The 21,762-nt window shown below is 61.4% G+C and carries 14 protein-coding genes and 2 pseudogenes; 7 read left to right on the top strand and 9 right to left on the bottom strand.

The genetic code is table 11. The annotated features are described in order from the left end of the window. From F3H96_RS30795 to F3H96_RS29245, 3 genes and pseudogenes are all read left to right on the top strand, one after another. A pseudogene (locus F3H96_RS30795) lies at positions 1-306 on the top strand (carbohydrate ABC transporter substrate-binding protein); the annotation flags it as partial. Between the two features lie 160 nt (positions 307-466). Further along, entirely contained in the window at positions 467-3,802 is a 3,336-nt protein-coding gene (locus F3H96_RS29250) for an AAA family ATPase (protein WP_149805112.1), read from the top strand. A gap of 322 nt (positions 3,803-4,124) precedes the next feature. Then, a complete protein-coding gene (locus tag F3H96_RS29245) occupies positions 4,125-5,873 on the top strand; it encodes an adenylate/guanylate cyclase domain-containing protein (protein ID WP_188131584.1) in 1,749 nt (582 codons plus the stop codon). A 52-nt stretch (positions 5,874-5,925) separates the two neighbouring features. Here the strand turns inward: F3H96_RS29245 and F3H96_RS29240 are convergent. The 3 genes and pseudogenes from F3H96_RS29240 to F3H96_RS29230 form a co-directional block, all read right to left on the bottom strand. Next, a pseudogene (locus tag F3H96_RS29240) lies at positions 5,926-7,022 on the bottom strand (polyamine ABC transporter substrate-binding protein). Positions 7,023-7,494: 472 nt separating this feature from the next. Further along, positions 7,495-8,754 carry an FAD-dependent oxidoreductase gene (locus F3H96_RS29235; protein ID WP_244620207.1) on the bottom strand — a complete coding sequence of 420 codons (1,260 nt, stop codon included), beginning with the start codon at positions 8,752-8,754 and terminating at the stop codon, positions 7,495-7,497. Positions 8,755-8,757: 3 nt separating this feature from the next. After that, positions 8,758-10,143, bottom strand: a complete 1,386-nt coding sequence (locus F3H96_RS29230) for a PLP-dependent aminotransferase family protein (RefSeq protein WP_149805110.1) — start codon at positions 10,141-10,143, stop codon at positions 8,758-8,760. Between the two features lie 292 nt (positions 10,144-10,435). On the opposite strand from F3H96_RS29230, the gene F3H96_RS29225 reads away from it, so the two are divergent. From F3H96_RS29225 to F3H96_RS29210, 4 genes are read left to right on the top strand one after another with little or no spacing between them, the layout of a single operon-like run. Then, the gene (locus tag F3H96_RS29225) at positions 10,436-11,617 is read left to right on the top strand and encodes an ABC transporter ATP-binding protein (protein ID WP_149805109.1); all 1,182 of its coding nucleotides are present in this window, start codon (positions 10,436-10,438) and stop codon (positions 11,615-11,617) included. Next, positions 11,614-12,666, top strand: a complete 1,053-nt coding sequence (locus F3H96_RS29220; RefSeq protein WP_149805108.1) for an ABC transporter substrate-binding protein — start codon at positions 11,614-11,616, stop codon at positions 12,664-12,666. Before F3H96_RS29225 ends, F3H96_RS29220 begins: the two co-directional genes overlap by 4 nt. Before the next feature lie 8 nt (positions 12,667-12,674). After that, positions 12,675-13,955: an ABC transporter permease gene (locus F3H96_RS29215; protein ID WP_149805107.1), complete on the top strand. Its 1,281-nt coding sequence runs from the start codon at positions 12,675-12,677 to the stop codon at positions 13,953-13,955. 2 nt (positions 13,956-13,957) lie between these two features. Continuing rightward, positions 13,958-14,779 (top strand): ABC transporter permease, encoded by an 822-nt coding sequence (locus tag F3H96_RS29210; protein WP_149805106.1) that lies wholly within the window; start codon positions 13,958-13,960, stop codon positions 14,777-14,779. A 308-nt stretch (positions 14,780-15,087) separates the two neighbouring features. On the opposite strand, the gene F3H96_RS29205 is transcribed toward F3H96_RS29210, so the two are convergent. The 6 genes from F3H96_RS29205 to F3H96_RS29180 form a co-directional block, all read right to left on the bottom strand. Then, positions 15,088-16,320, bottom strand: a complete 1,233-nt coding sequence (locus F3H96_RS29205; RefSeq protein ID WP_149805105.1) for a MalY/PatB family protein — start codon at positions 16,318-16,320, stop codon at positions 15,088-15,090. A 53-nt stretch (positions 16,321-16,373) separates the two neighbouring features. Further along, positions 16,374-17,153 carry an amino acid ABC transporter ATP-binding protein gene (locus F3H96_RS29200; RefSeq protein WP_149805104.1) on the bottom strand — a complete coding sequence of 260 codons (780 nt, stop codon included), beginning with the start codon at positions 17,151-17,153 and terminating at the stop codon, positions 16,374-16,376. Positions 17,154-17,166: 13 nt separating this feature from the next. Beyond that, a complete protein-coding gene (locus F3H96_RS29195) occupies positions 17,167-18,306 on the bottom strand; it encodes an amino acid ABC transporter permease (RefSeq protein ID WP_244620206.1) in 1,140 nt (379 codons plus the stop codon). Between the two features lie 3 nt (positions 18,307-18,309). Further along, positions 18,310-19,497 carry an amino acid ABC transporter permease gene (locus F3H96_RS29190; protein ID WP_149805103.1) on the bottom strand — a complete coding sequence of 396 codons (1,188 nt, stop codon included), beginning with the start codon at positions 19,495-19,497 and terminating at the stop codon, positions 18,310-18,312. 70 nt (positions 19,498-19,567) lie between these two features. Further along, entirely contained in the window at positions 19,568-20,581 is a 1,014-nt protein-coding gene (locus F3H96_RS29185) for an amino acid ABC transporter substrate-binding protein (RefSeq protein ID WP_149805102.1), read from the bottom strand. A gap of 147 nt (positions 20,582-20,728) precedes the next feature. Further along, the gene (locus F3H96_RS29180; protein WP_149805101.1) at positions 20,729-21,694 is read right to left on the bottom strand and encodes a LysR family transcriptional regulator; all 966 of its coding nucleotides are present in this window, start codon (positions 21,692-21,694) and stop codon (positions 20,729-20,731) included. Between the last annotated feature and the right edge of the window lie 68 nt (positions 21,695-21,762).

Below are 21,762 nucleotides of genomic sequence, written 5' to 3'. Positions count from 1 at the left end.
TTCCTTGAATGGCTCGCTCGTGATGACACGCAGCAGAAATGGGCCGATCTCGGCGGCTATACTGCCGATGCGCGGATTTTGGAATCGCCAAGATTCCGCAACGCTACTCCCTATAATGACGCTTTCTACCAGAGCCTGTTTGTCGTGAAAGATTTCTGGGCGGAGCCCTATTACGCCAAACTCATCGACCAGATGAACGCACGTCTCGGACCTTACATGCTCAAGGATGGCGGCTCGGCAAAGGAGACCCTCGACGGAATAGCGGCGGACTGGAAGGCGACCATCGCCGAGCATGGCTGCAAATAGCCGTCGCTGGATTGAAATGGCTTTTTGCGAGGCGCACGAGTGGCGGATTCCAAGCCTCCAATTCTTCGGGGGCCGCCAGCTTCGACAGAAATCCGAGTCTACAGCATTTCCCTGGCATCTGAGTTAATATTGCGGCTGAGGGACCCGAAGGAGAGCTGGTGTGGACGTCGCCGCTTGGTTGCGAGGCCTCGGCCTCCAACAATACGAGCAGGCATTTCGCGACAACGCGATCGACGCGGAAGTCCTGCCGGAGCTGACCGATACCGACCTCGAGAAGCTCGGTATGCTCCTCGGTCATCGCAAGCGATTCCGCAAGGCGCTAGCGGGGCTAGGGCCGTCGTCAAGCTATCCCGACGCGAGCACCGGTAACGTCGCGGCTCAGAGCCGCACCCTGGAGCTAAGCGCGGAGCGCCGACAGCTGACCGTCATGTTCGTGGATCTCGTCGGCTCAACGGCGCTGGCGACGCGCCTGGATCCCGAGGATCTGCGTGAGATCATCGGAGCGTATCACCGCTGTGTTGCCGATACGGTCGCCCACTTCGGCGGCTTTGTCGCCAAGTATATGGGCGACGGAGTTTTGGTGTATTTCGGCTACCCGCAGGCGCACGAGAACGCCGCCGAGCAAGCGGTGCGCGCTGGCCTTGCTGTCGTCGATGCCATTAGGCGACTCCAAGAGCTAGAACCATTGCGGGCTCGTATCGGCATTGCCACCGGACAGGTCATCGTTGGCGATCTGATCATCGCCGGCGAAGGGCAAGAGCGCGCGGTCGTGGGTGAGACGCCCAACCTCGCCGCCCGCCTGCAAACTCTCGCCGAACCCGACGCGGTCGTGATCGGGCCGCAAACGCGGCAGCTGGTCGGCGATCTTTTCGAATATCGCGATCTTGGCGCCGTCGAGGTGAAAGGCTTTCCGGAGCCGATCCATCCCTATCAAGTCGTTCGTGAGAGCACTGTCGAAAGCCGCTTCGAGGCGCTGCATGGGACGACGCCCACGCCGTTGGTCGGGCGTGAGGAGGAGGTCGACCTGCTGCAGCGTCACTGGCATCGCGCGAAAGGTGGTGAAGGTCGTGTGGTGCTGCTCTCAGGCGAACCAGGAATCGGAAAGTCGCGCCTCACCGTCACCTTGCAGGAGCGGATCCAGAACGAGCCACACACCCGCTTGCGCTATTTCTGTTCGCCGCACCATCAAGACAGCGCGCTCCATCCGATCATTGCGCAGCTGGAACGTGCCGCCGGGTTGGAGCGCGACGACTCGCCTGAGAGGAAGCTGGATAAGCTTGGCGCCGTGCTTGCCCCGGCCTCGCCGGAGGACGGGGCGCTGCTGGCCGAGCTGCTGTCGTTGCCGACCGAAGGCCGCTTCCCGCCTCTCCAACTGACGCCCCAGCGTAAGAAGGAGAAAACCTTCGATGCGCTGCTCCGGCAGCTCGAAGACCTGGCGCGAAAAGGTCCGGTGCTGATGCTCTTCGAGGATGTGCACTGGATCGACCCCAGCTCGCGCGAGCTGCTCGACCTAGTCATCGAGCGGGTGCCGCGCCTGCCAGTGCTGCTCCTCCTCACGTTCCGTCCCGAGTTTCAACCGCCGTGGACCGGGCAGGCACATGTCACGCTGCTTGCTCTCAGCCGGCTGGACCGTCGTGAAGGCGCGGCGCTGGTCCAGCGGGTCGTCGGCAGCGCAGAGCTTCCAAGCGATGTTGTAGCCGAGATCATCGAGCGCACGGATGGGGTCCCACTGTTCGTCGAGGAGCTGACCAAAGCGGTGTTGGAGGGCGGCAAAGCCGGGATAGTGCTCTCAAGAGCTGCTGCGACGGCGTTGAACGTTCCCGCCACGCTGCATGCCTCGTTGATGGCGCGACTCGATCGCCTCGGCTCAGCCGTTAAGGAGGTCGCGCAGGTCGGCGGGATTCTCGGTCGGGAATTTTCCTACGAATTGCTGGCAGCGGTCGCACAGCGAAATGCCGCTGACCTAAATGGCGCACTGGATCAACTCGTCGGCGCCGGTCTGGTGTTCTGCCGCGGGACGCGGCCAGCGGCCACTTATCTCTTTAAGCATGCGCTCGTTCAGGACGCAGCGTATGGCACGCTGCTGCGCGCCAAACGCCAGGAGCTACACAAGCGTGTCGCAGATGTGTTGGAGGAAAAGTGGACCGAAATCACTGAAGCGCAACCCGAGCTCCTCGCGCACCACCTTCAGGAAGCAGGGGACTGGGCGGGCGCGGTCGATCACTGGCAAAAGGCGGGAGAGGCCGCCCTGGCCAGAGCCGCCACCCGGGAAGCCGTGTCGCACTTTAGCAACGCTATTGATTGCAGCACGAGACTTGGCGATGTGTCCGGCGGCGCCGAACGGATGACGCATCTCCACCTTGCGATGGCCAATGCCTTGATGCAGGCTGAAGGGTATCGTTCTGAGCGCCTTGGGAAGACCCTTGAGGATGCACGTCTTGCCGCCGCGAACACTGCATCGGTCGAATTGCAATGTGACGTTGCGCTTTCACTCGCGCCATTTTTTTATGCCACTGGGCGCAATCACGATTACCTGACCCTGGCCGAAGAGCAGCTCGCAAACGGTGCCGATCGCCTTCCGACGGCCCATCTGAGTGGTCTTTGGGCAACAAAAGGGATCGCTCATTCCAACCGGGGAGAAGAGCCGCTGGCAGCCGAGGCCTTGCGCAAGGCCTTAGATCTGATTGATCGACTTGACCCAAGTCGTTGCATTTCGTTCGCCGGTGCAGATCAACGTGTATCTGCCCAGGCATATTTTAGCGATTCGCTGATGATATTGGGTTTCTTTGATGCTGCAGTTGAAGAGAAAAAGCGCCTGATGCAAAATTTTGACCAGCTCGATAAGCCCTTCGACCTCGCGTGGCATCTTCTCGTGCAGTGCCAATTGTGCGCGCTACTTGGCCAATATGAGGAATTACTCGATTACGCCACGAAGATCGTCGAGATTTGCGAACGGCATGGCTACACGGCGCGTCGAAGCAGTGGCCTCAGGTGGCGTGGCCATGCCCGCTCGCATCTAGGTGACCTGCATGCCGGCATCGATGACGTCCTGGAGAGTGTGGTTCTTTGGCGTGGGCAGGGCGTCGTATTTCATACCCCTGAGAAAGCATGCGAACTTTGTGATCATCTCCTGCGGGCCGGTCGCATCGACGAGGCATCGCAGATGCTTGATGATGTCGATAAGCTCGTTTCCGATACCGACGAAGCGAGCTACCTAGCAGAATGTATTCGCCTTCGTGGCCAAATCGCCGCGGTCAGAGGTGACCTGACTGGCGCCGCGGACCTGTTCGAAACCGCAATTGCTACTGCCCGTCGGCAGCAAGCGAGGCTTTTTGAACTCCGCGCCATAACGCAACTAGCACCAGCTCTGGCACGACAAGCTCGTGTCAATGAGGCCGCGACGCGTCTGCAAGCGGTGGTCCACACATTTGACACTAGGTATCCAATCGTCGACCTCATCGCGGCACAAAGGGCGCTGGACGCTCTGAGCCGTTGAGGTCGCACCCATCTACGTCGGTTCCGAGCCAACGCAGTTTGCGTCGATTTGATGCAAGCTTAGCTCATTGCGCACCGAGACGCGCGTTCCTCGGTGGCAAAGCTGGCCTCAACGGGCGACATGGGGCTTTCCCGACTGACAGTTTGGGGCCGAAGGAGAATGGTGGCTTCCGGCGTCCAAAGAACTATAGCGCACGTTAGCCCGGTGGAACCAAGGTCTTAAGCCGGCGACAGCGGACGTTCTCCGGCGGCTAGTTGCGCATAGACGCGGGTGATAGGCTCATCTCAAACCCACGTGACGTCTTTGTCGTCCAGGAGACATCGTGACGCGCCCGGAACGAAAGCTGGTGGCGGTTTTGGCAGCGGACGTAGCTGGCTACTCGCGTTTGATGGGGGCCGATGAGGCAGGGACACTCTTCCATCTCAAGGCACTGCGCGCCGAAGTGATCGATCCAAAGATCGCGCAATTCAGGGGTCGACTGGTCGGCACCGCGGGCGACAGTCTGTTGATTGAGTTTCCCAGCGCTGTCGACGCGTTGCAGTTCGCAGTCGAGACGCAAGAACGCATAACGGCACACAATACCGATCTTCCTGAAGACCGGCGCATGGCCTTCAGAATGGGTATCAACGCCGGTGAGGTCATCTTGGATGAGACGACAATCTACGGTGACTGCGTAAACGTCGCTGCTCGGTTGGAAAAGGTCAGTGAGCCCGGAGGGGTCGTCATTGGACGCAGCGTCTACGATCAAGTGAAGGGAAAGATTCCCTATACGCTCGTCGATTTGGGCGAGCATACGATGAAGAACATTGCTGGGCTTGTCCGCGCCTACCGGGTTCAAACGGAAGAGCGGGACAATCGAGAACCTTTGGCGCTAATTGCCTCAGCGGAGGATTTACCGCTACCCTTCAAGCCATCAGTGGCGGTGCTTCCCTTCACAAACATGTCGGTAGACCCCAAGCAGGACTATTTCTCGGATGGCATAGCCGAGGATCTCATCACAGAACTCAGTCGCAGTCAGAATCTCTTCGTGATCGCGCGCAATTCCTCGTTCGCCTTCAAGGGTCGATCCGTAAACATCACCGAGGTCGGAAGGAAGCTCGGTGTTCGCTACGTCGTCGAGGGAAGCGTCAGGAAGGCGGCTGCACGCGTCAGGATCACTGCGCAGTTAATAGAATCGGCTACCGGCAATCACGTCTGGGCCGAGCGCTACGATCGAGACCTCGAAGACCTTTTCGCCGTTCAAGACGATGTGACAGAGAGGATCGCCTGGGCACTGGTCGGTAAGGTAGGCACTGCTGAGATCGTTCGGACCAGGCAAACTCAAACGAGCCTGAGCGCATATGACGCGTTCTTGCGCGGCGTCGATGCCATGCACCGATTCACCGAGAAGGACACCGTCGCAGGTGTCGAGTTCTTAAAGCTGGCTCTTGGCCGTGAGCCTAATTCGTCGCGAACGCACGCATGGCTCGCGGACGCCTACGCGACCCTCTCGGTTTTCAGAGATGACGAAGATATGAAGGAGTTGGCCATGCAGTCGGCCTTGCGGGCTATCGAACTCGGCGACGCCAGCGGACTGGCAGAGGCGATCGTCGCCGCTCTGCATGGATGGAAGGGGGAGTTCGAGGCCGCCGAGACTCATTGGCAGCGCGCGCTCGCGACGGGCCCGACAAACCCGAACGTACTCGTCTGGGTCGGGTACATCTGCCTTTGGGGTGGTCAACTCACGAAGGCCCGCGAGATCGGCGAGCGGCTCAGACGGCTGAGTCCGCTCGAACACCGCGATGTCCACGAACTACTTGCATTCGCCTACTATCTGCTCGGGGAATATGAGGCTTCGCTGGATTCCTTCCGCCGTTGGGACAACAACAACTATGATCGCGGGTTCGCCAATCTGGCTGCGTGTTTGGGACAGCTCGGGCGCATCGACGAGGCAATACGGGCCTGGGGTAAGTGCCTCGAGCGCAAGCCTGGTTTCACTCTAGGTGACTATAAACGCGGCTCTCCATACCGGCGCCAGGAGGACTTGGAGCACTGGCTAGACGGCCTGAGGAAAGCAGGCATTGCAGATTGACGGATGACTGATGAAGAATCAGGCAGTCCGTGGGAGGCGCAACTGCCGCCAATTACTGACCCGTGACGATTTTGGTCCAGGTGCGCGTCGCCACGCGCTGCGTCTTCGGGTCGTACGGAAAGACGGTGAAAAGCTTCTTTAGCGTGGCATCGTCCGGATAGATCGACTGGTCGCCGAGAATGCTTTTTTGAATGAATTTTTGCGAAGCCTTGTTGCCATTGGCAAAGAATACATAGTTTGTGTTCTTGGCGGCGACTTCAGGCTTCATGAGGTAGTTGATGAAGGCATCCGCTTCGTCCACGTGCGGTGCATCTGCGGGGATTGCCAGTTGATCGAACCACATCACCGTGCCTTCCCGGGGGATCGAGTAGTCGATTGTAACGCCGTTACCGGCTTGAGCGGCACGGTCGCGGGCCTTCAGGACGTCGCCTGACCAGCCGATGGCTAGGCAGATGTCGCCGTCCGCCAGAGCGTTAAGTACTGGGATGACTCGATTTTGCGGATGTCGGGCCGGATACGCATGAACGCCTCTTCGGCCTTGTCGAAGTCTTCCGGCGAGGTGCTCTCGGGGTTCAGCCCAAGATAGTTCATCGTTATGGGCAGGATTTCGGTAGGCGAATCGACCACGTAGACGCCGCATTTGGCAAGCTTCTTCAGCTTCTCGGGATCGAAGAAGAAGTCCCAACTATCGAGCCTGTCGACACCAAGCGCGGCTTTGATCTTCGAAGTGTTGTAGCCCAAGCCCACCGTGCCCCACATGTAGTTCACCGAATATTGGTTGTCCGGGTCGTACTTGGCCGTGCGCTGCTCGATGACGTGCCACATATTGGCGATGTTGGGCAATTTCGACCTGTCCAGCTTCTGAAAGACGCCGGCCTCGACCTGGCGGGCCAGGAAACTGGCGCTCGGCACGACGACGTCGTAGCCGGAGCCTCCAGTAAGCAGCTTGGTCTCGAGGATCTCGTTGGAGTCAAAGACGTCGTACACGACCTTTATGCCGGTGTCCTTGGTGAAATCGTCGATGACCGAGGGATCCAAGTAGTCCGACCAGTCGTAAAGGTTAACGACCTTTTCGGCAGCATGCGCGGACGGGGTCATGACCCCGACGAGCAACGATGCAGCCGACCAAAGAAGCGCCTTGCGGATCATGTGCTCACCCTTGCAGTCCCCAACCTGCGACGGCCGTACTCTGTGTGCACGGCCGCGCTCAGCTGCAATGTTAGCACATGCTGAACGGATTAAGAGTTGAAAGGTAAGCTCGGTCGTCGAATGCGCCCGACCATGACGTCTGTGCAATCAGATCGACTGCGGAAGATGTCGCTTACAGGCCACTTGCCAAGCTGGTTGGCAATGTCGGGAACTGAAACAAACGTGCCGTATCAGTTCGGACGTCCGCTATCGGGATGCGGCCAGGATCTGCTCAACGACTGGCATTGGGCGCAAACCTGCCGTTCCCACTCGATGCCTCCCAAATTACCCTAAAACCGAATCTACTGTCCCACTTTGTCCATAAGCACCCGCAATTCGGGTTGAGGCGCGACCCAGAAAGTTCGAAAAGCTTCCAAGAACCCCAGTCGATTCCCGATTGTCGAACTGTTGCTCAACTTGCCACAAGAGGCGATCAAAACCGATCCGAAGCAAATGCTGCTAAGCGTGCCGCATCTCCCCGCCCAGCGATCACATCGGCGACCAGCCGCGCCGTGATCGGCGCCAACGTCAAGCCGAGGTGGCCATGGCCGAAGGCGTGGATGACGGCGGAGCTGCGGTGCGATGGGCCGATGACCGGGCGCGAATCGGGCAGCGATGGCCTAAAGCCAAGCCATTCGGAAGTGGGCCGGCCGAGTTGCGGAAAGAACTGCCGCACGCCGCGGTCGAGCAGCGCCAGCCGGCGCGGATTGGGCGGCGCCGCCAACCCGCCGAGCTCGACGGTGCCGGCGACACGCAGCCGGCCGTCCATCGGCGTCATGTAGAAGCCGAGGTCGACCGGGCAGACGGGCCGGTTGAGCAGCGGCGCGGCGGCCGGGAATTCGAGATGATAGCCCCGCTCGGTCTCCAGCGGGATCCGATCACCGGCCTGCGCCGCGAGCGGCCGCGACCGCGCGCCCGCCGCAAGCACGACTTTTCGCACCGCGATGCGGAGCCCCGGGCCGGTCAGCCGCACCCCTCCGGGATCAACCGCGAGGCCCGTCACGCTCGCGCGCAGCAACTGCACGCCGCGTGCCGCCGCGGCAGCCAGCAGTCGCTGCATCACCCCCTTGGGATCGCTGACGTTGATGGAGTCCGGGAAAAAGAGGCCGTATTTCGCAGCGCCCGCCAGGGCCGGCTCCAGCGCGGCGACCTCTGCGGCAGTCAGAACTTCCTGATGGACGCCAAGTCCGGCGCGCATGGCGCGCCCCCCGGCCGAAGCGGCGAAATCGCGTTCGCTGCGATAGACATAGAGGCAGCCATTGCGGCGCATCAGATCCTGGAGGCCGGCTTCCTGGACCATCTCTCCCCAAGCCGGCAAGGCTTCGGCCAGCAGGCCGGCCAGCGCCAGGGCGTTGGCGCGAGTGGCCGCAGGGAGCGACTGGCGGACGAAGCGGGTGAGCCAGGGCGCGAGCTGGAAAAGCGCTGCCCAGCGCAGCGAAAACGGGCTGTCGGGATCGAGAAGCAGCTGCGGCAGCGCGCGCAGCACGCCCGGATTGCCGACCGGCATGCAGGCATATTCGGCGATCGTTCCGGCATTGCCGAACGAAGCGCCGGAGCCCGGCTCGTTGGGATCGATGAGCAGGACCTCGCGGCCCTCGCCGGCGAGCCGCAAGGCCGTCGCCAGGCCGACGACGCCGGCACCGACAACGGCGATCTCGACGGTTTTCGGTGCCGCCACAGTCTCGGAGATCATGGTCTAGACGAAGCCGGGCAGTTGCAGATGGCCGGCCGCGAGCAGCTCCGCCATGGTGGTAAGGGCGGAGCGCAGATCGTCCTGCGAGCGCGCCGCGCCGACATTGATGCGCACGCCATGCTGCACCGGCTCGCGTCCGACCGCGAAGGCATCGCCCGGCAGCACGGCGACGCCGCGCTCTAGGCAGGTGCGGGCAAAGCCGGCGCCGCGCCAGGGTTCGGGCAGGCGCAGCCAGGCATGCGTCGAGGTCGGGTGGCTCTGGATGTCGAAACGGCCGAGGATGTCGCTCAATATCGCCTGACGCTGCCGCAATTCCTGCTTTTGCACCTCGATGATGCGCGCCACCCCGTCCTCGATCAGCCTGGCGCCGATCAGCGCCGTCAGCGGGCTGATGCTCCAGCAGTTGATGCGCAGCGCTGCCGCCACCTGGCCGGCAATGGGGCGCGGGGCGATGACGAAGCCAAGGCGCAGCCCCGGCGCCAGGCATTTCGACAGCGCGCCGAGATGGATCGTTAGTTCGGGCTCGAGACTGGCGAAGGAAGGCGGCGGATCGTCGGCCAGCGGCCGGTACACGTCGTCCTCGATGATGAGCACATTGTGGCGGCGGGCGACCGCGGCAAGCTCGTGCCGGCGCTCCGCGCTCAGGGTGATCGTCGTCGGATTGTGCAGCGTCGGCACCAGGAAGACCGCGCGGGGACGCAACTGCGCGCAAGCAGCCTCGAAAGCGTCCGGCCGCATGCCGCCGCGATCCATGGCAACGCCTCGGAGGTCGAGCCCGTGGACGCGGCACAACGCGTTGATGCCCTGATAGGTCACCTCGTCAGCGAGAATCACCTCGCCCTGCCTGGTTACGGCACCGAGTACGCAGTCCAGGCCGTGTTGGGCGCCGGCGGCCAGCACGACGCGGCCGGGGTCGCCGTCACCGGCGACGGATTTGAACCAGTCGGCAACCGCCGCGCGCGCCCAGAGCGGCCCTTCCGGCGGGTGATAATCCTGCAGCGCGGCATAGTGCCGATCCTTGGAGAGACGCGGCAGCAGCGCCGCGACCGCATCGAGATAGGCTGAGGTGGCCGGCCGATTGACGGAAAGGTCGATGATGCCGCTCTGGTCGCTCGGCGCCGAGACGAAGCCCGGCTTTTCGCCAGCGTCGCGGGCGGCGACCGTGGTGCCGCGTCCGGGCCGCGCTTCGAGCAGGCCCTGCTCCTGCAGCGTCGACAGCGCGCGCGTCACGGTAGTGACGTTGATGCCGAGCGCACGAGCGATCTCGCGCTGCGGCGGCAGCCGGTCCCCAACCGCCAGCGTGCCGGCGGCGATGCGCTCGGCGATCGCATCGGCAAGGCGGCGATAGACCGGACTTTCGTCCTCGGCGAGGCGAAGATCTTGAAGCATGGGGAATTCGACTACGGCTGACGTCTCACTTTGCGCATCTAGCATAAGGCAATTCTCCATACAATAGAGCTTGTCTGGCGTACAACTGCAAGATGCCTATCCAAATTATCACACAATCGTTAAAAAATCGGCTTGACTGACAAAGTTGTCTGCATCTATGGTCAATTACAGATCAATTGTGTGACCATACAAGTTGGGCGGCGCGCCAAGCGGCAAGCCGATTCCCGGGAGGACGAGGCATGGGTCGCAAGCCGCATCTCGAATCGATCCGCCGTACCCAGGACTTCGGGCGATGAGCGCCAGCCAGGCCGTGTTGCCGGCCGCCTCAACCACGATTGCTCGCGCAGCCCAAGCCGGTGCCGGCGCCCAGGGGTTCGTCGAATTCGCCGACGTCGAGAAGTCCTATGACGGGCGAACCTTCGCGGTGACCCGGATGAACCTCACCGTGGCGCGCGGCGAATTCCTCACCCTGCTCGGCCCCTCCGGCTCCGGCAAGACGACGACGCTCAACATGCTCGCCGGCTTCGAGCGGCCTACGCATGGCACGATCACGCTGCAGGGCCAGCCGGTCGACCGCCTGCCGCCCTATCAGCGCAACATCGGCATGGTGTTCCAGAACTACGCGCTGTTCCCGCACATGACGGTCGAAGAGAATGTCGGTTTCCCGCTTTCGGTGCGCCAGGTGAGCAAGGCCGACATCGCAACCCGCGTGGCCCGGGTGCTCGACATGGTGCGGCTGAAGCAGTTCGGCGACCGCCGGCCGACGCAGCTTTCCGGCGGCCAGCAGCAGCGCGTAGCGCTGGCCCGTGCGCTTGTGTTCGAGCCGAGCCTGGTGCTGATGGACGAGCCGCTCGGCGCGCTCGACAAGAAGCTGCGCGAGCACATGCAGCTCGAGATCAAGCAGATCCACACGATGCTCGGCGTCACCATCGTCTATGTCACGCACGACCAGAGCGAGGCGCTGACGATGTCGGACCGCGTCGCTGTCTTCAACAATGGCGGCATCGCCCAGCTCGGCTCGCCGGACGACCTCTACAACACCCCGCAAAGCTCGTTCGTGGCGAGCTTCATCGGCGAGAACAACACGCTCGAAGGCGTGGTCGACCGGGTCTCGGGCAAGGAGTGCCGCGTTCGGCTGAACGGCGGCGGCGAGATCACGGCGCTGGCGGTCGGCGCGACGCAAGACAGCGCCTGCCACGTCGCCATCCGACCGGAGCGGCTCAGCCTGGCGCCGGCAGCCCCCGGCGCCAACGCGCTGCCGGCCACGGTCGATGGGCGCATCTATCTCGGCGACCATATGCGCCTCCTGGCCAGGCTCGCCAATGACCAGGTGCTGACCGTCAAGGTCGGCCCCGAAGCAACGATGGCAAACGGCGAGACCGTGACCGTCTCCTGCGCGCCCAACGATTGCCGCGCCTTTCCGGCCGATCCCGGAACGGGCGGCGCACTTCCAAAACAGGGGAAAACGACATGACACAGATCAGAACACGCTTACTCGCGCTGGCGGCCGCCACCGCCTGCATGACCATCGCCGGCGCCGCCTTCGCCGACGAGCTGTCGATCATGGCGAGCGGCGGCGCCTGGCAGGACGCGCAACGCAAGGCCTGGTTCGAGCCGTTCGCCAAGGAAACCGGCGCCAAGATCCTGGAGCAGGAATATCTCGGCGATCTCGGCAAGGTCAAAGCGATGGTGGAAACCGGCAACGTGCCGATCGACCTGGTGACGGTGGAAACCGCGACCGTGCTGCAGGGCTGCGATGCCGGCATCCTCGAGCGGCTCGACTACGCCAAGATCGGGCCGCGCGACAAATTCATCGAGGGCTCGGCGCTTGATTGCGGTGTCGGTCTCGACGCCTACGGCGACATCCTCGCATATGATCCGACCGTGCTGAAGGAAGCGCCGACCTCGGTGCTCGACTTGTTCGACACGACGAAATTTCCCGGCAAGCGCGCCATGCGCAAGTTCCCGGCGCAGAACCTCGAATGGGCGCTGATGGCCGATGGCGTGGCGCCGGCCGACGTCTACAAGGTGCTGGCAACGCCGGAGGGCGTCGACCGCGCCTTCAAGAAGCTGGACACGATCAAGAAGGACATCGTCTGGTGGGATGCCGGCGCGCAGCCGGCGCAGCTTCTCGCCTCGCAGGAAGTGGTGATGACCACCGCCTGGAACGGCCGCATCCAGAACGCCATCGACAGCGACAAGAAGCCGTTCAAGATTGTCTGGAATAACCAGATCCTCGAATACGACATGATTGCCATCCCGAAGGGCGCCAGGAATCCGGAGCTCGCCTACAAATACCTCGCTTATATCAGCCAGCCGGAGAACAACGCCAAGCTCGCCAGCTTCATCACCTACGGGCCGGTGCGCACGGATGCGGCGTCCTTCGTGGCGGCGGATGCCTTGCCGAAGCTGCCCAACGCTCCCGACCATCTCGCCGGCGCCTATCTGGTCGCCGACACCGAGTTCTGGGGCGACTATGGCGAGGACCTCGTCAAGCGCTTCAACGCCTGGCTCGCCCAGTAGGCGCTGAGATGTCGGCGCTCCAGCCCAGCGAACTCGATCGGCCGACGCTGGCCCGCGACCGGTCAGCCGCCGATACGGACCTCAAATCCGTGACGGCGGCGCTCCGGCGCGCCGAATTCGGCGACCGGATGCGCTCGCTGCTGCTGGCAGCGCCGCTGCTCGTGCTTCTGGCACTGAGCTTCGGCATCCCGATCGTCCTTTTGCTGTCGCGCGCCGTCTACGACCCCACTATCGCAGAGGCTTTGCCCAAGACGACCGCGGCCCTAGCCGGCTGGAACGGCCAGGGCCTTCCCGGCGACGATGCCTTCGCGGCGCTGGCGGCGGACCTCAAGGACAACCGGGCCAAGGGCACGGCCTATGAACTGGCCAAGAGCCTGAATGCGCGACTGCCTGGTGCCCGCAGCCAGGTGCTGAAGACGGTGCGCAAGCTCGAAAGCGCCGACGGCCAGGCCGCGCTCGAGGCCATGAAATCGGTGCCGTTCTGGTCGGCGCCCACAACCTGGCCGACGATCCAGAGCGGCACGAGCACCCTCACCTCGTTCTATCTGCTCAGCGCGCTCGACCTGCGCTGGAATGCCGATGGCGGCATCGAACGAGTACCGCCTGAGCAGGCGATCTTCGTGCAGGTGTTCCTGCGCACCTTCTTCGTCGCCGCGTCGGTGACGTTGGCAACGCTGATCCTCGGTTTTCCGCTCGCCTATGTGATCGCAAACGTGCCGAAGGGGCTGGCCGCCATCCTCATCGTCGCCGTGCTGCTGCCGTTCTGGACATCGATCCTGGTGCGCACCGCCGCCTGGACGGTGCTGTTGCAGAAGTTCGGCCTGGTCAACGACTTCCTGCTCTTTATCGGCATCGCCAGCGACCGGCTCGACCTCATGTACAGCCGCGTCGGGCTGATCGTCGCCATGACGCACATCCAGCTGCCGTTCACGCTGCTGCCGATCTACAGCGTCATGCGCACCATTCCCCCCTCGCAGTTGAAGGCTGCCTATTCGCTGGGCGCCAGGCCGTTCACCGCCTTCCGCCGTGTCTACATTCCGCAGGTGTTTCCGGGCGTGATGGCCGGCTGCCTGCTCACCTTCATCCTGTGCCTCGGCTACTACATCACCCCTGCGCTGATCGGCGGCGCCAGCGACCAGCTGATCAGCAATTTCATCGCCAACTACGTCAATGTCGAATTGAACTGGGAGATGGCAGCGGCGCTCTCCTTCATCCTGCTCGTCTTCACGCTGGCGCTGTTCGGCATCTTTGCCCGCATCCTCGGCCTCGACCGTTTGAAGCTGATGTAGCCATGCTGTTGTCCCCCTACCCCACCACCGGCGAACGCATCCGCATTGCCCTGCTCTGGCTGTGGTGCGGGCTGGTGATCCTGTTCCTGCTGGTGCCGATCCTCATTCCGGTGCCGCTCTCCTTCAACAGCGGTGCCTTCTTCATCTTCCCGCTCGAAGGCCTATCGACGCGCTGGTACGAGGTGGTGGTCGGCACGCAGCGCTGGCAGTCGGCGATCGGCAACAGCCTGATCGTCGCTTTCGGCACGACGCTGATCGCAACGACGCTCGGCACACTGACGGCGATCGCGCTTTCCGACGAGAAATTCCCGGGGCGGCGCATTATCATGCCGCTGCTCTTATCGCCGCTGATCGTGCCGGTGGTGATCACCGCCGTCGGCTCGTATCTGTTCTATGCCCGCGTCGGGCTGGCCAGCACCTATGCCGGCATCATCCTGGCACACACCGCTCTCGCCAGCCCATTCGTGGTGGTGACGGTTGGCGCGAGCCTGACCGGTTTCGACCGCAACCTGATGCGCGCCGCCGCCATCTCGGGCGCAAGGCCGGTGACGGCGTTCTTCCGGGTGATGCTGCCGCTGATCCTGCCCGGCGTGCTCTCGGGCGCGGCCTTCGCCTTCGTCACCTCCTTTGACGAGGTCGTCGTCGTGCAGTTCCTGGCCAGCGCCAGCCAACGCACTATGCCGCTTGAAATGTTCATAGGCTTGCGCGAAAAGCTCAGCCCCGCGATCACGGCCGCGGCGACGCTGATGATGGCTCTGTCGATCGTGCTTTTGGTGGTGGCCAACCTTTTGGCGCGGCGTGGTAGGAAGACAGCTAGCCGCTGAACGGGATTCGCTATCGTTGGCCGAGAGTGAATACATCAGCCAAAGCTGTCGCAAGAAGGATGCTCTCAACTTCTCTCCACAAGCGCGCGCAAATCGGTTGGAGCGGACAGACAAAAAGTTCGAAATGGAACCCCAGTCGATCCCTCATTGTAGAACCGTTCAGCGACCGCCTTGGGGCCGTTTCCAGATTGTCCGCTTTTGGCGGGGCGACATCGCCAAATGACAATAACTCGACATGATCTGGAGGGGAGCGACCCAGGACTTCCAACAGCACGTGAGCTATGGCCGACTCGGGGTTAAGCCTCTTGTCATGACGAGTGCAGCGCGTTTGCCATGCGCTCCAGCGCTCGCCGCAATAGAGGACGCGGACAGCCGACATTGAGGCGGATGAACCCTTCGCCGCCTGGCCCATATACGCGGCCATCGTACAGATTGACCCCGGCGCGATTGACAAAGAACTTCTGAACTCCTTCCACCCGGCCATCGAGTGTGCGCGCATCCAACCAAACTAGAAACGATGCGTCGGGCCTCATCGGCGTTATGCCTGAAAGATGTTCGCGGGCGAATTCGCAGACCAGGTCCATGTTGCCGCCGATGTAGCGCGTCAGTTGGTCGAGCCATGGCGCACCGGTACTGTAAGCCACCTCCAAGGCGAGGCGACCGAAAAAGTTTGCGTTCACCATGAATGAGGCCTGCATCGCGGCAAGAAGCTTGTCGCGACGCTTCTTGCTCGCCACCGAAATGGTCGCCGAGGGAATCCCGGCTAGGTTGAAGGTTTTCGTCGGCGCCGTGCAGATGAACGACTTCTCTGCAGCATCCTCCGAGATGGAGGAGAAGACGATGTGAGGCCGATCGGACAATCTTATGTCGCAGTGGATGTCGTCGGAAATGACCAAAACCCCATAGCGCTCGCAAATTGCGTTCAGCGCCGTCAGTTCATCGAGCCGCCAGGCCTTTCCCGCAGGATTGTGCGGATTGCAAAGCAGGAACACCTTGGCGCCGCTTGCCGCCAGTGTCTCGAAGTGGTCGAGATCGAGTTCGTATTTATTGTCCTTCAGCTTCAGCCGGTTCGTAAGCAGAAGCCGTCCGTTCCCCTGAACCACTTCGAAATAGGGCGAATACACAGGCGCCTGTACAATGACGCCGTCGCCCGGCTTCGTGAAGGTTCGCAACACCGTCGCCACCGACGGCATAATCGCCGGCGCGGGAAGCAGCGATTCCAGGTCCGGCGACCAGTTGTGGCGTCGTGCGAACCACGATTGCACGATTTCGTAGTGGCGCGGATCGCGGCGGGTGTAGCCGTAAATGCCATGGTCTGCCGCTTCGCGTAGCCGCGTGACGACAGTTTCCGGAGCACGGAAATCCATATCCGCCGTCCAAAGCGAGAGCAGGCCTTGGCCCTCGACCCGCGGCGAGAACTCATCCCACTGATTAGCCCACTTGACCGATCCGAACTGCTGGCGGTCGTGGATTTGGTCGAAATCTACTCCCGCAAGGCTTGCAGCCGCGATCGATGGATTAGACGTGTCCGCACATGTCATTTTTAATGCCCACAAAAATCCTTGCCGCTTTTGCCGCCTTGCCTGCGGCGTCCTTAGGTGAGTATCTGCGCCAGGAACTGGCGTGCTCGCTCCGATCGGGAATTGGCGAAGAATTCGTGAGGTGTGTTCGCCTCAACGATCTCCCCGCGGTCCATGAACACCACTCGATCGGCCACCTCGCGTGCGAAACCCATCTCGTGCGTGACGCAAAGCATCGTCATACCCTCGCCGGCGAGCGACACCATCGTATCGAGGACCTCCTTCACCATCTCCGGATCGAGGGCGGAGGTCGGCTCGTCGAAGAGCATGATTTTTGGGTTCATGCAGAGAGCTCGGGCAATGGCAGCGCGTTGCTGCTGGCCACCCGACAACTGTCCCGGATAGCTGGCTGCCTTCTCCGCGATCCTGACGCGATCGAGATAATGGCGCGCCAATTCTTCTGCCGCCATCCGCGGCATCTTTCTCACCCACACCGGGGCGAGCATGCAATTCTCGAGCACCGTCAGATGGGGAAACAGATTGAAGTGCTGGAACACCATACCCACGTTGCTGCGGACTTCGTCGATCTTGCGGAGATCCTGCGCCACCGGCTTGCCGTTGACGATGATCTCGCCTGATTGATGGTCTTCGAGATGGTTGATGCATCGGATCATCGTCGATTTGCCCGACCCGGACGGCCCACAGATCACGACACGCTGACCGCGAGGCACCGAGAGGTTGATGTTCTTGAGCGCATGAAAGGAGCCGAACCATTTATTGACGTCGCGCAGCTCGACGGCGACGGCGGACTCGCCGGGCGCTTCCCTTCTCGGAGTGCACACTGCTTGAGGCATCGTCGTCGCTTCCTTAGGATTTGTGGCCGCGCACCAGCTGGCGCTCCATCGATTGCGAGTAGCGGGACATGCCGAAGCAGAAGCCCCAATAGACAAGCCCCGCAAAAAGGTACCCGGTTGAGGAGATCGTAGGGCCTGCCCAACTCGGATCGACCCGCGCCGTTTCGATGGCCTTCAGGAAGTCTGCGATGCCGACGATGGCTACCAGCGTGGTGTCTTTGAACAGGCCGATGAATGTGGAGACGATGCTCGGGATGACGATCGTCAACGCCTGCGGCAGCACTATCAAGCGCATCATGTCGAAGTAGCTGATGCCGAGCGCCTTCGCCGCTTCGTATTGACCTTTCGGGATCGCCTGAAGGCCGGCCCGCACAACTTCAGCCATATAGGCGGAGGAGAACAAGGCTATGGCGATGAGGGGGCGCAGGAGGCGATCCGGCGTAAGGTAGTCCGGCACGAAAAGCGGCATCATGAAATTCGCCATGAACAACACCGTGATAAACGGGACTCCCCGAACGACCTCGATGAACGTGACGCAAACCGCCTTGACCATCGGAAGGTCCGACCTGCGTCCGAGCGCCAGAATGACCCCGAGCGGAAGCGAGAAAACGATGCCCACGATCGACATGAGCAGCGTGATCAAGAGACCGCCCCAGAGCGTGGTATCAATCACGGGCAAATGGAGCAGAGCGACGCCACGCAAGAGAACGAAGGCGGCAATGGGGTAGAAAACGAAGAACAGCATTGCCGCCAGCTTGCGCCGCGGAGCCTTCGTCCACAGGAGCCAAACGATCAGGATGGTCCCGATCGCCTGCGTGAGATCCACGCGCCACCGCTCGGAAATGGGGTACGCGCCGTATCGCAGATAATCGAATTTCTCTGCGATGAAGGGCCAGCAGGCGCCTTCGGGGTTTGCACTGCAGGCCTCCCGGCCGCCGCTCCAGACCGCTTTGAGGATGGCGAAGCTCAGAAACTGATGCAGCAGCCACACCGCAAGGAGCACAAAACATATTGTCAGCGCAGCCGAGAAGGGCGTTGAGAACAGGTTCCTTTTGATCCAGGTCACCGGACCCGGCCGGACATCTGCAGGCGGCGCCATCGCCGGCATCAGCGCGAGGTTGACGATTGGCGGATGCAAGGACTGGTCGGTCATGCCTCACCTCTCGACAATCGCAAAATGCCGGTTGAAGGCGTTCATGGCTAACGAGGTGACGATGGAGATGGCGAGATAGACCGCCAGGGTGATCGCCATCACCTGGACGGCCGCTCCCGTCTGGTTGAGCACCGTCCCCGCAAAGATCTGAACGAGATCGGGGTAGCCGATGAAGACGGCGAGCGATGAGTTCTTGGTCAGGTTGAGGTACTGACTTGTCAGAGGCGGTATGATGATGCACAGCGCCTGTGGAACAACGACCAGGCGAAGTGTCTTGCCCGGTGAGAGCCCGAGCGCGCAGGCAGCCTCGGTCTGGCCCTTCGGCACCGCCTGGATTCCACCTCGGACGATCTCGGCGATGTAGGATCCGGTGTAGACCGACAGACCGATCAGGAGAGCGGCGAACTCCGGATAGAGCTGGTGCCCGCCTTGAAAATTGAACCCGTGCAGTTGCGGCCTTATGAACGATACCGGTTCGCCGGCCGCCAGGAACATGAGCAGCGGAAAGACTATCAATGCCGCCAGGCTGACCGAAAGCACCGGCAGCTGTCTGCCGGTTCGTCTCTGGACACGCCTGGCGTAGAACCAGAAGGCGATACAGCAGATAACGGCCGCCGCGGACGACAGAGCCACCAGCCCAGCTCCCGGATGCAGCTGGACCTCTGGAAATATAAGGCCGCGATTGTTGAGGTAGATGCCGCCGGGAATTTCGATCGACCACTTCGGCGCGGGGAGCGGTTTGAGGACGGCGTTGTACCAGAAAAGCAACTGCAGCAGTAACGGGATGTTGCGTATGATCTCAACATAGGAAGTCGCGACCTTCGCAACGATCCAGTTCTGCGACAGGCGGGCAATTCCAACCACGAAGCCGAGCAACGTTGCCAAGAGGATTGCGAGCAAGCTGACGAAGAGCGTGTTGACCACGCCCACCCAGAACGCCTGGCCGTAGGTAGAAAGCGTGTCGTAGGGTATCAGGGTCTGGTTGATATCGAAGCCGGCAGACTCATTCCAAAAGCCGAATGACAGCGGGATCCCCCGTGCCCGCATATTCGATACGGTCTGAATGCCGATACCGAGTGCCAAGGCCGAGAGACTGCCGGCGAGCAAGACTTGGTAGAAGATGCCTCGCACTTTCGTACTGTGCAAAGAGAGGCTTCTGCGCGGCTGCACGGAAAGCGAAAAATCGGACATGGCCGGTCCTGTGGGGCTGAGCACAACGGCGCTGGCGAATATGCGCCAGCGCCCGGCAATGATGTCATGTCTAGCGAATGGGCGGAGCGTACTGAATGCCGCCCTTGTTCCAGAGCGCGTTGAGACCACGTTCCATCTTCAGGGGCGAGTCCTTGCCGACATTCCGGTCGAAGACTTCACCATAGTTGCCGACCTGTTTGATCACCTCAACCGGCCAAGTGTCGCCGAGGCCGATATCCTTGCCTATGCTGCCCTCCACGCCGAGTAGACGGCGGATGTTGGGATTGTCCGACGATTTCATTGCATCGACGTTTTTCGAGGTGACCCCAAATTCTTCTGCTGCCACCATGACATAAAGCGTCCACTTCGCCACGTTGAACCACTGGTCGTCACCTTGCCGGACAGCCGGGCCAAGCGGCTCCTTGGAGATCAACTCGGGAAGCACGATGCTGTCATCCGGCTTGGCCATACGAAGCCGCGATGCGTTCAAGGTGGAGGTGTCTGCCGACAAGACATCGCAACGCCCCTCCTCGTAAGCCTTCACGACGGCTTCCTCGTCGGCAAAACCAACGGTGGTGTACTTGATCGATTGCGAACGGAAGTAGTCGGCAAGGTTCAATTCGGTTGTGGTGCCTTGGGTTACGCAGATCGATGCGCCGTCCAGCCCCTTGGCTGATGTGATTTTGTCCGCCTTGCGGACCATAAATCCCTGGCCGTCATAGAAATACGTGCCGGCGAACAGAATGCCGAGCGACATATCGCGAGAGGATGTCCAGGTTGCGTTGTGCGCGAGAATGTCGATCTCTCCCGACTGCAGGGCGGTGAAGCGATCTTTTGGCGTCAATGGGATGAACTTTACCTTTTGCGCGTCGCCAAGCACCGCGGCAGCCACAGCGCGACAATAGTCGACGACAAATCCAGTCCACTTGCCTTCATTGTCCGGAAGGCTGAAGCCCGCGGTTGCCGAATTTGTGCCGCAGGTGAGCACCCCATTCTTCTTGACATTGTCGAGGGTTGCGGACCACGCCGCTGAGGCGGTGCACGCCATGGCTACGGCAATCAAACCCTTAAGCATTGATCTCATTTCGGTATTCCCCTGTTTTTGTTGGGTCCAATCTGCCCGTAACGTCAACTATTCGTCAAATTGATTATCCTCATTCTGAAAATGAGCCATTTTCATAATCGACGCGCAAGACAGGGGCTTCGTCAAAGGCAGCGGTTGGCCGAGGTGTTATTGTTTCGGTGGCCCCGCATCCCCGATGTCGACGATTGAGCTTCGGCGCTTAGTCTGGGAGTCCTTATGAATGCCCACGATCACCTCCCGGAGCCACTTGGTCCCGGGGTCGTTCGCCATCTGACGGTGGACGATGAGCCACGCGCTAACATCCGAAATAGGAAGCGGTGGCGCTCTCAAGCTCACCTCGCTTCTCTCATCCAGCATCTGCAGAATGGCGTCCCCACAATGGGTGATCAGTTCGGTGCCGCGCAGTGCCCAGGGAAGCACCAGATAGTTCGATATGGTAGCAACAACATTGCGCCGTAGACCGTGCTGCTTCAGGGCGGCATCCGCCAGCCCTTCTGCTTGACCATCCGCGGAAATCTGCAGGTGGGAACTGGCCAAGTAAGCTTCCAGCGTCATACCGCTCCTGGCGATCTTGCTTCCACTCCACACCGCGCAAAATAGCCGATCTTGCCCGAGCTCCACTTTCAAGAGATTCGGATCGTCGCGTATTGCCGCTCCCGTCAACGCACAGTCGACTTGTCTTAGATAGACGGAGGAGCCGATGTCGGGTCCGTTCGCGGGAATGACGTTCAGTGTCGCGTTAGGGGCTAGCCTCGAAAACTCTCGAATGAGCCCCGGAATAAATATCATGGCATGATAGTCGGTAAGTCCAACGCGAAAGTTGCGTCGAGTCGTTGCCGGATTGAACACCTGATGCCGGTCGATCGAGGCCCGAATTGTTGCCAGCGCAGCAGAAATGTCAGACAGCAGTTCCAGTGCCCGAGGCGTCGGCCGCATCTCGCCCCCATCTCTGGTGAACAATTCATCCCGCAATAGGAACCGAAGCTTCGCCAAGGAGTGGCTTACAGCAGATTGTGTTCTGCCCAATTCGGTAGCCGCGCGCGTGACGCTTCTTTCACGCATCATCACATCGAAAACGCGCAGCAAGTTGAGGTCCATGTCGACAAAGTTCATAGCGGCACCTCGTCCTTAGACACCGCGGCTCTGCACCACGCGTCCAGCAAGTGGGTATAACGGTGAAG

This window comes from Mesorhizobium sp. NFR06 (genome assembly GCF_900115245.1).
Classification (GTDB): Bacteria; Pseudomonadota; Alphaproteobacteria; order Rhizobiales; family Rhizobiaceae; genus Mesorhizobium.
Note: the sequence above shows the minus strand (reverse complement) of the source record. Positions and strands in the feature narration are given on the sequence as shown.